11 protein-coding genes and 2 tRNA genes are annotated in these 13,571 nt (G+C 65.5%); 11 read left to right on the top strand and 2 right to left on the bottom strand.

The features are described 5' to 3' along the window. Positions 1 to 26: 26 nt before the first annotated feature. The 4 genes from IAE24_RS12680 to IAE24_RS12665 all read left to right on the top strand — a co-directional run bounded on the left by IAE24_RS12680 (position 27) and on the right by IAE24_RS12665 (position 3,968). Positions 27 to 1,034 carry an alpha/beta fold hydrolase gene (locus IAE24_RS12680; RefSeq protein ID WP_199961443.1) on the top strand — a complete coding sequence of 336 codons (1,008 nt, stop codon included), beginning with the start codon at positions 27 to 29 and terminating at the stop codon, positions 1,032 to 1,034. Further along, the gene (locus IAE24_RS12675; RefSeq protein ID WP_034391898.1) at positions 1,031 to 3,280 is read left to right on the top strand and encodes a RelA/SpoT family protein; all 2,250 of its coding nucleotides are present in this window, start codon (positions 1,031 to 1,033) and stop codon (positions 3,278 to 3,280) included. The genes IAE24_RS12680 and IAE24_RS12675 overlap by 4 nt, the downstream gene beginning before the upstream one ends. A 67-nt stretch (positions 3,281 to 3,347) precedes the next feature. Then, positions 3,348 to 3,424, top strand: a tRNA-Val gene (locus tag IAE24_RS12670). A 130-nt stretch (positions 3,425 to 3,554) separates the two neighbouring features. Further along, entirely contained in the window at positions 3,555 to 3,968 is a 414-nt protein-coding gene (locus IAE24_RS12665; RefSeq protein ID WP_199961414.1) for a DUF1801 domain-containing protein, read from the top strand. A 10-nt stretch (positions 3,969 to 3,978) separates the two neighbouring features. Here the strand turns inward: IAE24_RS12665 and speG are convergent, their stop codons facing one another. Together speG and IAE24_RS12655 are read right to left on the bottom strand one after the other, a co-directional pair. Continuing rightward, complete coding sequence (gene speG, locus IAE24_RS12660; protein ID WP_012204707.1) at positions 3,979 to 4,509, bottom strand: spermidine N1-acetyltransferase; 531 nt, start codon at positions 4,507 to 4,509, stop codon at positions 3,979 to 3,981. Positions 4,510 to 4,513: 4 nt separating this feature from the next. Beyond that, entirely contained in the window at positions 4,514 to 5,194 is a 681-nt protein-coding gene (locus tag IAE24_RS12655) for a TetR/AcrR family transcriptional regulator (RefSeq protein WP_013803152.1), read from the bottom strand. Between the two features lie 324 nt (positions 5,195 to 5,518). Between IAE24_RS12655 and IAE24_RS12650 the strand changes: the two genes are divergently transcribed. From IAE24_RS12650 to phaR, 7 genes are all read left to right on the top strand, one after another. Continuing rightward, positions 5,519 to 6,886, top strand: coding sequence for an NAD(P)-dependent oxidoreductase (locus tag IAE24_RS12650; RefSeq protein ID WP_199961413.1), 1,368 nt, complete (start codon positions 5,519 to 5,521; stop codon positions 6,884 to 6,886). A 34-nt stretch (positions 6,887 to 6,920) separates the two neighbouring features. Next, complete coding sequence (gene preA, locus IAE24_RS12645; protein ID WP_199961412.1) at positions 6,921 to 8,240, top strand: NAD-dependent dihydropyrimidine dehydrogenase subunit PreA; 1,320 nt, start codon at positions 6,921 to 6,923, stop codon at positions 8,238 to 8,240. Between the two features lie 131 nt (positions 8,241 to 8,371). Continuing rightward, positions 8,372 to 9,865, top strand: a complete 1,494-nt coding sequence (locus IAE24_RS12640) for an NCS1 family nucleobase:cation symporter-1 (protein ID WP_013803149.1) — start codon at positions 8,372 to 8,374, stop codon at positions 9,863 to 9,865. Between the two features lie 30 nt (positions 9,866 to 9,895). After that, positions 9,896 to 11,356: a dihydropyrimidinase gene (gene hydA / locus IAE24_RS12635; RefSeq protein ID WP_199961411.1), complete on the top strand. Its 1,461-nt coding sequence runs from the start codon at positions 9,896 to 9,898 to the stop codon at positions 11,354 to 11,356. 24 nt (positions 11,357 to 11,380) lie between these two features. Continuing rightward, the gene (locus IAE24_RS12630; protein ID WP_012204713.1) at positions 11,381 to 12,646 is read left to right on the top strand and encodes a Zn-dependent hydrolase; all 1,266 of its coding nucleotides are present in this window, start codon (positions 11,381 to 11,383) and stop codon (positions 12,644 to 12,646) included. 70 nt (positions 12,647 to 12,716) lie between these two features. Further along, positions 12,717 to 12,793, top strand: a tRNA-Val gene (locus IAE24_RS12625). A 213-nt stretch (positions 12,794 to 13,006) separates the two neighbouring features. Then, complete coding sequence (gene phaR, locus IAE24_RS12620; protein WP_043819348.1) at positions 13,007 to 13,546, top strand: polyhydroxyalkanoate synthesis repressor PhaR; 540 nt, start codon at positions 13,007 to 13,009, stop codon at positions 13,544 to 13,546. Positions 13,547 to 13,571: the final 25 nt, after the last annotated feature.

Below are 13,571 nucleotides of genomic sequence, written 5' to 3'. Positions count from 1 at the left end.
GGCGCCGGCTCCGCGAATGCGTTTCCATGAATCATCCTACGCTGAACTACGTATCCTGCCCGGCAGTTGCCGGGCGTGCCTCACCCTGGAGCCGTACTGCCAGCCCGGCTGCTCAAGAGAATGCGTCGCACCGCATGGCCTATTGGGAATGGAATCGCACCGGCGATCCGAACCATCCCCATGTCGTGGTCTGCGTGCACGGCCTGTCGCGCCAGGGGCGTGACTTCGACGTGCTGGCCGAGCGGCTCAGCGAACGCGCCCGCGTGATCTGCCCCGACGTGGTCGGGCGTGGTGAAAGCGACTGGCTGCAGGATCCGGCCGCCTACCAGGTGCCTCTTTACGCAGCCGACATGCTGGCCTTGCTGGCCCAGGTGCATGCGCAGGCGCCCGTCGAACAATTGGATTGGGTGGGCACCAGCATGGGCGGGCTGATCGGCATGGCGCTTGCAGGCCAGCCGGGGCTGCCGCTGCCGGCGCCCATCCGCAGGCTGGTGCTCAACGATGTGGGGCCTGTCATCGAGTGGTCTGCCCTGGAGCGCATAGGTCAGTATCTGGGCAAGGGCCTGCATTTTGAAAATCTTGAACAGGCAGCCCATGCGCTGCTCTTGATTTCCGAAGGCTTCGGCCCACATAGCGAAGGGCAATGGTTGCGATTGACGCGACCTATGATGCGGCCGGCCGCCGATGGCGGCCTTGTCTTGCACTATGACCCTCAGATTGCAGTGTCCCTGCAGCAGATGACGCCCGAGATGGCCCAGGCCGGCGCAGCGCTGCTGTGGCAGCTGTATGACCAGATCAAGGCACGCGTCTTGCTAGTTCGTGGTGCGCAGTCCGATCTGCTGACTGCGGCCACGGCGCAGGCCATGGCGCAGCGCGGCCCGAAGGCGCATTGCGTGGAATTTGAAGGGGTGGGGCATGCGCCCACCTTCGTCGCAGCAGGGCAGGTGGCCTTGCTGTGCCGGTTCTTATGGGGAGAAGAGCGCTTGCCAAGCACCATGAATCTTGCCGAGCAGGCCAGGGAGAGTGACGAATGAAGACCGCCAGCAGCGAGGCCGCCGTGCAGGCGCCTTCGCCCGCCGCAGCCGCGCCGGGCCAGGTGCCGGCGGTTCTGCCGCACCTGATCACGGCCACGTCGCAGACCCTGCCCGAACAGGTCAACGCGCTGGCCCGCGCGCGCACCTTTGCCGAGCCGCTGATCGCCACCGAGACCATGGAGTCCGGCGAGAACACGATGGCCCATGCCGATGCGGTGGCCGCCATCCTCAAGACCATCGGTGGCTCCGAAACGATGCAGGCGGCGATCTATCTGGTGCATGCCAGCGTGCACCTGAATCGTCCGCAGGAAGTGATCGCCAAGGCCTTTGGCGAGAATTTCGCCACCCTGGCCGTGGAAACCAACAAGCTCATGCGCGTGCAGCAGCAGGCGCGCGGCGCCGAGCTGGGCGGCCAGTATCTGGACGATGAGGCCACGCAGACCGAGAACGTGCGCAAGATGCTGCTGGGCTTCTCGCGCGATCTGCGCGTCGTGCTGCTGCGGCTGGCCTCGCGCCTGCAGACGCTGCGCTACTACGCGGCCAGCAAGCGCCCGGTCTCTCCCGGCATTGCGCGCGAGGCGCTGACGGTGTTCGCGCCGCTGGCCAACCGCCTGGGCATCTGGCAGATCAAGTGGGAGCTGGAGGATCTGTCCCTGCGCTTCCTGGAGCCCGAGACTTACCGTGAAGTGGCCCGCCTGCTCGATGAAAAGCGCGTGGAGCGCGAAGCCTACATGGAGCAGATGCGGGCACGGCTGGAGGCCGACCTGCGCGCGCACAGCATCAGCGCCACGGTGCAGGGCCGGCCCAAGCACATCTACAGCATCGTCAAGAAGATGCGCGGCAAGTCGCTGAACTTCGACCAGGTCTTCGACATCCGCGCCATGCGTGTCGTCGTGCCCACGATCAAGGACTGCTACGCCACCCTGTCCTGGGTGCATGAGCAGTTCACGCCCATCGAGGCGGAGTTCGACGACTACATCGCCAAGCCCAAGCCCAACGGCTACCAGTCGCTGCACACCGTGGTGCGCGACGAGACGGGCCGTGCCATCGAGATCCAGATCCGCACCCAGGCCATGCACGACCATGCCGAGCACGGCGTGGCCGCCCACTGGGCCTACAAGGAGGCGGGCACCAAGGGATACGCGGGCGTCACCGCCAGCAGTGAGTACGACGCCAAGATCGCCGTGCTGCGCCAGCTGCTGGCCTGGGGCAGCGACCTGGCGGGTGCGCACCATCGCGGCCTGTTCGAGGATCGCATCTACGTGCTCACCCCCGACGCGGCCGTCATCGAGCTGCCGCAGGGCGCAACGCCCGTGGACTTTGCCTACTCGGTGCACACCAGCCTGGGTCACCGCTGCCGTGGCGCGCGCGTGGACGGCGCCATGGTGCCGCTGAATACACCGCTGCAAAACGGCCAGACCGTGGAGATCACCACGGTCAAGGAGGGGCGCCCCTCGCGCGACTGGCTCAACGCCGACCTCGGCTACCTGACCAGCAACCGTGCCAAGGCCAAGGTGCGTGCCTGGTTCAATGCCCAGGCCACGCACGAGACCGTCGCGCGCGGCCGGGAGGCCGTCGAGAAGCTGCTGCAGCGCGAGGGCAAGACCGCCGTCAAGCTGGAGGAGCTGGCGGTGCAGCTGGGCTTCAAGTCGGCAGATGCGCTGTTCGAGGTCGTCGGCAAGGATGAATACTCGCTGCGCAACATCGAGACCGTGCTGCGGCCCGCCGAGGTGGAGGAAGAACCCGAGGAATTCACCCTCGTGCGCAAGGCGCGCGGCACGGACTCGCCCAAGGGCGGCGTGCTGGTCGTTGGCGTGGACTCGCTGATGACCCAGCTGGCCAAGTGCTGCAAGCCTGCGCCGCCGGACGACATCCGGGGCTTCGTCACGCGCGGCAAGGGCGTGAGCGTGCACCGTTCCGACTGCTCCAACTTCCGCGAGATGGCGGCGCGCAATTCCGAGCGCGTGATCGACGTGGCCTGGGGCCAGCCCAAGGCGGCCACCGTGGCCTCGGCCGTCTACCCGGTCGATGTGTCCGTGGAGGCCGCCGACCGGCAGGGCCTGCTGCGCGATATCTCGGAAGTCTTTGCGCGCGAAAAGACCAATGTCATTGGCGTGCAGACCCAGTCCGTCAAGGGAACGGCCTGGATGACCTTCACCGTGGAGGTGGCCGATTCGGGCCGCCTGAGCAAGGTGCTGGGCATCGTGGCCGCCGTGGCGGGCGTGCGCTCGGCGCGGCGGCGTTGAGCATGTTCAGGCATTTTTGCCTGGACGCTGAAAAAGCCGTGCTAGAATCGCTTTCTCGAACAAACACAGGCGCGTAGCTCAGCTGGTTAGAGCACCACCTTGACATGGTGGGGGTCGTTGGTTCGAGTCCAATCGCGCCTACCAATTTTCCATTGCCAGATGGAATGCAAAAAGCCTTCTGATCACTCAGAAGGCTTTTTTGTTTGTGCGTTCTCCCTGTGGTCTTGCCTTGGCCTGTCTTGTGATCGAACATGCATCACTTTGGGAGACATGGATGATCAAGACAGTTTCGCCCGAGGCGGCCGCGTCGGCCAGCGTATTGATCAACCAGCGCATTGCCGAGCTGGGCGACTGGCGCGGCGAGGTGCTGGCGCATGTGCGCCGGCTCATCGTGCAAGCGCTTCCGGACGCGATGGAAGAGTGGAAATGGTCGGTGCCGGTCTGGTCGTGCAGCGGCATTCTGTGCACGGGCGAGGCCTACCAATCGGCCGTGAAGCTCACCTTTCCCAAAGGCGCATCGCTGGCCGACCCGCAGCACCTGTTCAACGCCAGCCTTGAAGGCAAGGTGCGCCGTGCCATCGATATCCGCGAGGGCGAGGAGATCGATGCGCAAGCGTTCAAGGACTTGGTGCGCGAGGCAGCCGCCCTCAACGAGGCGGCTGCCAGGAAGAGGTCGCCGAAAGGATGAAGGTCCGCGCTCAGGTGCCGATGCCGGCCTGTGCCTGCAGGTAGTCGTTTTGCAGCAGGTACATGCGGATGGCGTTGCGGTACTGGCCGTTGGCGAAGAACTCGTCGATCAGCACGCCTTCCTGCACGAAGCCTATGCGTGCGTAGATGTGGATGGCCTTCTCGTTCTCCTGGTCCACATGGAGAAAGATCTTGTGCAGGTTGAGCGTCTTGAAGCCATAGTCCAGCGCCAGCCGCGTTGCCTGGGCTGCGATGCCCTGGCCTTGCTGCTCGGGGGCGATGATGATCTGGAATTCGGCGCGCCGGTGGATCAGGTCGATCTCCACCAGCTCGACGAGACCGGCGCGATCGCCCTGGTGCTCGACGATGAAGCGGCGCTCGGTCTGGTCGTGCACGTGGGCGTCATAGAGCGCGGAAAGCTCGTCGAAGGTCTCGTAAGGCTCCTCGAACCAGTAGCGCATGATGGCGGCATTGTTGTTGAGCAGATGCACGGAGCGCAGATCTTCGCGCTCCAGGGGTCTCAGGCGGATGCTGTGATTCATGCGCTCATTGTGCGAGAGCCGCGGTATCCGGCTGCAGGCCACGGATTACCAGCCGGTAGATCAGATCGGCCGCCGTGTCGTAGTCGTCGGCGGTCAGTTCCGGCCGGCCCAGCAGCAGCGCGAACTGGGCCTGCTGGTCGGCGTAGGCCTGGGTCACGGACCAGAGGATGAACATCAGGTGGGTGAAATCCACGCGGGCAATCTTGCCCTGCGCCACCCAGCGCTCGAAGGCCTGCACGTCGGCTGCCAGCGCCGGGCCCACCTGGCTCGCTATGGCCTGCCCGAAGCGGGGCGCGCCGGCCATCACCTCGCGCGTGAAGACACGGGAGCCATGGGGCCGTTCGCGCGAGGACTGCAGCTTGGCCCGGATGTAGATGCGCAGGGCCTCCGCAGGGTCGTCGCCGCGCAGCAGGTCGGACATGCCGGCCAGCCACTGCGTCAGCACGTCGCCCAGCACGCGCAGGTACAGCTCCTCCTTGCTGGCGAAGTAGTACAGCAGGTTGTGGCGGCTCAGGCCGGCGTCGTGCGCGATCAGTTCCAGCGATGCGCCTTCGAAGCCGTATTGCGCAAAGTGAAGCTCGGCCGTCTGCAGGATGTTCAGTTCCTTGCGCAGGCGTGCAGCCGTGGGTTTGCGCGTGGCCGATCGAGCCAGGGAAGGGGGCGCATTGTCAGAAAGGGTTGCCATTGCGCAGATGGTAAGTCGGGATAAGTGGCGCCATTTTGGTGCGATTGTCTGGCATCTTTCTTGCTGACGACTTTCTGGGTGATTTTACTGATTGGTAAATTTTTTCACCCGCGTAAATTCCGTTCCACCCCCGGTGCGCCCGACAAGAGGCGTCACTTACACATGCGAGGACCACGATGAAACCTCCGAAGACTGTGTTGTTGGATCCGGGGCCGTTCAGGAGTCCTTCCTGCGGCCCGCCTTGCGTTGTCCGAGATGGCTCGGCGTGCACCTGCATGCCGCGGCCCCTTTCACGCCCTCAATCCTGACTCTGGAGGATGCACCATGGATAGCCCCGCGCAACGCGCCTGCGGCATTGCCGCCGGCCGCCTGAACCTGGCCGATTACGCGGCCAATTTCTCCGACGCCCATCCCGCGCTGAACCGTTCCCAGGCCTTGATCGAGGCCGAGCGCTGCTACTACTGCTATGACGCGCCGTGCACCACGGCCTGCCCCACCAGCATCGATGTGCCGGCCTTCATTGCCCGCATTGCCCAGGACAATGTCCGTGGCGCGGCGCGCGAAATCCTCACGGCCAATCCGCTGGGCGGCATGTGCTCCCGCGTCTGCCCCACGGAGCAGCTGTGCGAGCAGGCCTGCGTGCGCAACACCCAGGAAGACAAGCCGGTCGAAATTGGTGCACTGCAACGCTATGCGACCGATGCCTTCATGGCCTCCGATGGTGCACCGCTGTTCCAGCGTGCCGCCGCCACGGGCCGCAAGGTGGCCGTGGTCGGGGCAGGGCCTGCCGGCCTGACCTGCGCCCATCAGCTGGCGCTGCAGGGCCACGACGTGGTGCTGTTCGATGCCCGGCCCAAGCTGGGCGGGCTCAATGAATACGGCCTGGCCAGCTACAAGACTCCCGGTGATTTTGCGCAAAAGGAGATCGACTGGCTGCTGTCCGTGGGCGGGATCACGCCGCGCAACAACCAGCGGCTGGGGCGAGATTTCACGCTGGATTCGCTGCTGGCGGCGCATGACGCCGTATTCCTCGGCCTGGGCCTGGCGGGCGTCAATGCGCTGGGCGCGGCCGAGCCGCAGGCCGAAGGCTTGCGCAATGCGGTGGACTTCATTGCCGACATCCGCCAGGCTGCCGACAAATCCACGGTGCCGGTGGGCCGGCGTGTGGTGGTGATCGGCGGCGGCATGACGGCGGTGGATGCGTCCGTGCAGGCCAGGCTGCTGGGCGCCGACGAGGTCACCATGTTCTACCGCCGTGGCAAGGATGCGCTGTCCGCCTCCTGGGTGGAGCAGGAATGGGCGCAGACCCATGGCGTCAACCTGCGGCTGTGGGCCGCGCCCCAGGAGATCCTGGTGCAGGACGGCAAGGTCTGCGGCGTGCGCATGGCCTGCACCCGCATGGAGGGCGACAGGCTGCAGGTGACGCAGGAGGTGTTCGACGTGCCGGCCGACATGGTGCTCAAGGCCATTGGCCAGACCTATGTCGGCACGCCGGCGGGCGCGGCCATTGCCCTGCGTGACGGCCGCATCGACACCGACGACGAAGGCCGCACCAGCGTGCCGCGCGTGTGGGCCGGCGGCGACTGCCGCGCCGGTGGCCAGGACCTGACCGTGCAGGCGGTGGAGCACGGCAAGGTCGCCGCGCGAGCCATGCACCAGGCGCTGACCAGCGCCGTGGTGGCCGGGGTTTGAGCGGCTGTGCCCGCGCTTTTCAAGGAGCATTGACATGGCAGACATCAGCAGCCGCTTTCTGGGCATTTCCAGCCCCAATCCGTTCTGGCTGGCCTCGGCACCGCCCACGGACAAGGAGATCAACGTCACCCGCGCATTCGAGGCCGGCTGGGGCGGAGTGGTGTGGAAGACGCTGGGCGAGGACCCGCATGTGGTCAACGTGAACGGGCCGCGCTACTCCACCCTCATGGCGCAGGACCGGCGCGTGATGGGCCTGAACAACATCGAGCTGATCACCGACCGGCCGCTGCGCACCAACCTGGAGGAGATGACCCGCGTGAAGAAGGCCTGGCCTGACCGCGCGCTGATCGCCTCGCTGATGGTGCCCTGCGTGGAGGAAAGCTGGAAGCGCATCCTGCCCATGGTGGAGGACACCGGCGCCGACGGGCTGGAGCTGAACTTCGGCTGCCCGCACGGCATGAGCGAGCGCGGCATGGGCGCGGCCGTGGGCCAGGTGCCCGAGTACATCCAGATGGTCACGCAGTGGTGCAAGCAGTACAGCCGGCTGCCCGTGATCGTGAAGCTCACGCCCAACATCACCGACGTGCGCTTTCCGGCGCGGGCGGCCAAGGCCGGCGGCGCGGATGCGGTGTCCCTGATCAACACCATCAACTCGCTGATGGGCGTGAATCTGGACACCCTGGTCATGCACCCCAGCACCGACGGCCAGGGCTCGCACGGCGGCTACTGCGGCCCGGCCGTGAAACCCATCGCCCAGAACATGGTGGCCGAGATCGCGCGCGACCCGCAGACGGCGGGCCTGCCCATCTCGGGGATCGGGGGCATCACCACCTGGAAGGACGCGGCCGAATACATTGCGCTGGGATGCGGCAATGTCCAGGTGTGCACGGCGGCCATGGTCTACGGCTTTCGCATCGTGCAGGACATGTGCGACGGGCTGTCCAACTACATGGACGCGCACGGCTTTGCGCGCATCGAGGACTTCCAGGGCCGGGCCGTGCCCACGGTCAGGGACTGGAAGGACCTCAACCTCAACCACATCGACAAGGCCGTCATCAACCAGGACAGATGCATCCAGTGCGGGCGCTGCCACGTGGCCTGCGAGGACACCTCCCACCAGGCCATCACCTTCAGCAAGGAGGGCGGTGTGCGCCGCTTCGAGGTGGATGACACCGAATGCGTGGGCTGCAACCTGTGCGTGTCCATCTGCCCCGTGCCCGAATGCATCACCATGCGCAGCCTGCAGCCGGGCGAGGTGGACCCCCGCACCGGCAAGACGGTCACCGGGGAGTATGCGAACTGGACCACGCATCCGAACAACCCCATGCGCCAGGCCGTGACGGCGCAGGGCTAGAGGGGCATTGCGGCAGGTCGGCGCACGGCCCGCATCCGGGCCGACCTGGCACGAAATGCGCTTGATGGAAAAGGTCAGACCCTGGATCAGCAATGGATTGGTGATTTCTCTCTTCGAGAAGGAGCTTCGCAATGTCGCATGCCCCGCATTCCGGTGAGTCCACAGGCAGCCTGTGGAACCACGACCTCGCACCCACGCTGCCTAGCCAGCGCACCTGGACCTGGTACCACTTCGCCGCCCTGTGGATAGGCATGGTGATGTGCATTCCGGCATACACCCTGGCCGCCAGCATGATCACGAACGGCATGTCGTGGTCGCAGGCGGTGATGACGGTGTTCCTGGGCAATCTCATCGTGCTGATTCCCATGCTGCTCATCGGCCATGCCGGGGCCAGGTACGGCATTCCCTTTGCCGTGCTGGCCCGTGCCTCGTTCGGCACCCACGGGGCCAAGCTGCCCGCACTGCTGCGGGCCCTGGTGGCCTGTGGCTGGTACGGCATCCAGACCTGGTTCGGCGGCATGATGATCTACACCCTGCTGGGCGTGCTGCTGGGCCATCCGCTGGAAGGCGAGAAGATCGCGGGCCTGGGCATCAATGTGGGGCAGCTGGTGTGCTTTCTGGTGTTCTGGGCGATCCAGTTCTACTTCGTGGTGCATGGCATCGAGTCCATCCGCAAGCTGGAGACCTGGACTGCGCCGCTCAAGATCCTGATCTGCTTCGTGCTGCTGGGCTGGGTCTACCAGAAGGCCGGCGGCTTCGGCCCCATCATGGAGCAGCCTTCGCAGTACGCGCCGGGCGGCCCCAAGGCGGGCCAGTTCATGTCGGTGTTCTGGCCGTCGCTGACGGCCATGGTGGGCTTCTGGGCCACGCTGGCCTTGAACATTCCGGACTTCACGCGCTTTGCCAAGTCGCAGAAGGATCAGGTCGTGGGCCAGGCCATCGGCCTGCCGGTGCCCATGGGGCTGCTGGCCATGCTGGCGGTGGTGGTGACATCGGGCACCGTGGTGATCTACGGCAAGGCCTTGTGGGACCCCGTGGATGTCGCCAGCCGCATGACGGGCGCTGCCGTTCTGATCGCGCTCATCGTGCTGCTGATCGACACCGTGAGCGTGAACCTGGCGGCCAACCTGGTGGGGCCGGCCTATGACTTCTCCGCCCTGGCGCCCAAGAAGATCAGCTACCGCGTGGGCGGCTACATGACGGTGGCGATTGCCATCGTGATGATGCCCTGGAAGATCCTGGAATCGACCGAGGGCTACATCTTCACCTGGCTGATCGGCTACTCGGCCCTGCTGGGGCCGATCGCGGGCATTCTGATGGTGGACTACTTCCTGGTGCGCAAAAAGCAGCTGGTGGTGGAAGACCTGTACAGGGAAGAGGGCGTCTACCGCTACTCCAACGGCTGGAACTGGGTGGCCGTGGCAGCCTTCGCCCTGGGCGTGGCGCCCAACCTGCCCGGCTTCCTGCACGCGGCGTTCCCCGCTGCATTCCCGAACGTGGGTGATTTCTTCAAGCATGCCTATGACTACGCATGGTTCATCGGCCTGTTCATTGCCGGCGTGGTCTACCGCATCGGCATGGCAGGCCAGGTGACCAAGGGCGCACCCGCGCTGAGCAAGGCATAGGCCGGACCAACCAACAGGAGGCATGACGCTATGGGTCAATCACAGGGTTCGGTATGGGTGCGTGGCGGCACGGTGGTGAATGCAGACCGGCAGGAGAAGGCCGATGTGCTGTGTGTCGATGGGACGATTGCGGCCGTGGGGCCGGATGTGGCTGCCCTGGTGCCGGGCGGGGCGCAGGTGATCGATGCCTCGGGGCAGTTTGTCATGCCCGGCGGCATCGATCCGCATACCCACATGCAACTGCCCTTCATGGGCACGGTCACGGCCGATGACTTCTACACCGGCACGGTGGCGGCGCTGGCCGGTGGCACCACCAGCATCATCGACTTCGTCATTCCCGATCCGCAGGAGCCGTTGCTGGACGCCTACCGCAAATGGCGCGGCTGGGCCGAGAAGGCTGCGGCCGACTACTCCTTCCACGTGGCCGTCACTTGGTGGAGCGACAGCGTCCATGCCGACATGGGCACGCTGGTGCGCGAGGAGGGCATCAACAGCTTCAAGCACTTCATGGCCTACAAGAACGCCATCATGTGCGACGACGAAACGCTGGTGAACAGCTTCAAGCGCGCGCTGGAGCTGGGCGCCATGCCCACGGTGCATGCCGAAAACGGCGAGCTGGTCTACCTTCTGCAGCAGGAAGTGGCCAAGATGGGCATCACCGGGCCCGAGGGCCATCCGCTGGCCCGCCCGCCCATGGTGGAGGCCGAGGCGGCCAACCGCGCCATCGCCATCGCCGGCGTGCTGGGCGTGCCCATCTACGTGGTGCACGTCAGCTGCACCGAGGCGGCGCAGGCCATTGCCGCTGCCCGAGCGCGCGGCCAGCGTGTGTATGGCGAGGTGCTGGCCGGCCATCTGGTGATCGACGAAAGCGTGTACCGCGACCCCGACTTCGCCAAGGCCGCCGCCCACGTGATGAGCCCGCCCTTCCGCGCCAAGGGCCACCAGGAGGCATTGTGGCAGGGCCTGCAGTCGGGCCAGCTGCACACCACGGCCACCGACCATTGCACCTTCTGCGCCGCGCAGAAAGCCATGGGCCGGGACAACTTCGCCAAGATCCCCAACGGCACCGGCGGCGTGGAAGAGCGCCTGGCCGTGATCTGGGATGCGGGCGTGAACACCGGCCGGCTGACGCCCAGCGAATTCGTGGCCATCACCTCGGCCAACACCGCCCGGCTGTTCAACATCTATCCGCGCAAGGGCCTGGTCGGCGTGGGGGCCGATGCCGATCTGGTCGTCTGGGACCCTGCCGCCACCCACACCCTGTCGGTCAAGACCCAGCATTCCAAGGGCGACTACAACATCTTCGAGGGCCGCACCGTGCAAGGCATGCCCAGCCACACCATCAGCCAGGGCGTGGTGGCCTATGCGCAGGGCGATCTGCGCGCCGAGATGGGCAAGGGGCGCTATATCAAGCGCCCGGCCTTCGGTCCCAACTTCGACGCGGTGCAGCGCCGCGCCGCCACGCTGCAGCCCACGGCCGTGGTGCGCTGAAGCCCGCATGACAAGGAGACCGCAATGGATACAGATACCCAAGTGAAGCAGGACATCGCGCAGCTGCGCGTCAACGGAAGCCGGCTGTGGGATTCACTCATGGAGCTGGCGCAGATCGGCGCCACGCCCAAGGGCGGCGTCTGCCGCCTGACGCTGACCGACCTGGACCGCCAAGGCCGTGATCTGGTGACCCGCTGGGCGCGCGAGGCGGGCATGACGGTGACCATCGACAAGATCGGCAACGGCTTCATGCGCCGGCCCGGGCGCGACAACAGCCTGCCGCCCATCATGACGGGCAGCCACATCGACACCCAGCCCACGGGCGGCAAGTTCGACGGCAACTACGGCGTGCTGGCGGGGCTGGAGGTCGTGCGCACGCTCAACGACCACGGCATCGAGACCGAAGCGCCCATCGAGGTGGCCTTCTGGACGAACGAGGAAGGCTCGCGCTTCGTGCCGGTGATGATGGGCTCGGGCGTGTTCGCCAAGGCCTTCACGCTGGAGCATGCCTATGCGGCCACCGACTCCGAAGGCAAGACCGTCAAGGGCGAGCTCGAGCGCATCGGCTATGTGGGCAGCCAGGAGCCGGGCGACCACCCGATCGGCGCCTACTTCGAGTCCCACATCGAACAGGGCCCGGTGCTGGAGGACAACGCCAGGACCATTGGCGTGGTCACCGGCGTGCTGGGCATCCGCTGGTACGACTGCGTGGTCACGGGCATGGAAGCCCATGCCGGCCCCACGCCCATGGCCCTGCGCAAGGATGCGCTGCAGGCCGCCGCGCAACTGATGCAGGAAGTGGTGGCCTGCGCCCACCGCCATCCGCCCCACGGGCGCGGCACGGTGGGCATGGTGCAGGTCCATCCCAACAGCCGCAACGTGATCCCGGGGCAGGTCAAATTCAGCATCGACCTGCGCAACGCCACCGATGCCGACTGCGAAGCCATGGACGCCGACATCCGCGCCGTGGCCGACCGCATCAGCCGGGAGACGGGCCTGCCCATAGCGATCAACCTGGTGTCCAGCTACCCCGCCCAACCCTTCCATGCCGACTGCGTGGATGCGGTGGCGCGCGCCGCCAAGGCCCTGGGCTACTCGCACATGCCCGTCGTCTCGGGCGCCGGGCATGATGCGGTCTACATGGCGCGGCTGGCACCGGCCGGCATGGTGTTCATTCCCTGCAAGGACGGCATCAGCCACAACGAGATCGAGGACGCCACGCCGGCCGACATCACCGCAGGCTGCAATGTGCTGATGCACGCCATGCTGGAACGCGCCAGGGTGCTGTGATCGGAAAAACTGCGCAACTTGCCCGGAAGCCCTGTTTTGCACTGCTATACTTGCGGCTTCAACAAACGACAGGCGCGTAGCTCAGCTGGTTAGAGCACCACCTTGACATGGTGGGGGTCGTTGGTTCGAGTCCAATCGCGCCTACCAAACAAAGCAGTCTCACCAGGGGCTGCAGAAAATCCCGCTTAAAGCGGGATTTTTTTTGCCCGGACGGCGGCAAGGCGACCATTCGCTCTGTCGCATGCGTTGATCACCATCAGGGTTACTGCTGCGCCAGGTGCTGTGTGCGCTGCCTAGAATCTGTTGCAGTGCAATAGATCAATTGCCCGTACAAGCACGTACAAGAGGAGAAGCATTGCAATGCAAGAGACGACAACAGCCGCCGCCCCCAGCGCTCAGCGCGTGATCAAGAAATACCCCAACCGCCGTCTCTACGACACCAACACGTCCTCCTACATCACGCTGACGGAAGTCAAGCAGCTGGTAATGAGCAACGAGCCCGTGGTGGTCAAGGACGCCAAGAGCGGCGAAGACCTCACGCGCAGCATCCTGCTGCAGATCATTCTGGAAGAAGAGGCCGGCGGCGCGCCCATGTTCTCCGAGACCGTGCTGGCCAACATCATCCGTTTCTACGGCCATGCCATGCAGGGCTACATGGGCTCCTACCTGGAAAAGAACGTGCAGATGTTCACCGACTTCCAGAACAAGCTGGCCGAGCAGGCCCAGGGCACCTCGCCCGAGGCCTGGAGCCAGTTCATGCGCATGCAGCCGCCCGCCATGCAGAACATGATGAGCAGCTACATGGAGCAGTCGCAGAACATGTTCACCCAGATGCAGGACCAGATGCAAAAGCAGACCGAGCAGATGCTGGGTGCGCTCGGGATCAAGCGCAATAGCTGAGCTTGCAGGGATAAGTTCAGGGGCG

This window comes from Delftia sp. S65 (assembly GCF_016516495.1).
Lineage (GTDB): Bacteria > Pseudomonadota > Gammaproteobacteria > Burkholderiales > Burkholderiaceae_C > Comamonas > Comamonas acidovorans.
This window is presented reverse-complemented; position numbering and strand designations above follow the sequence as displayed.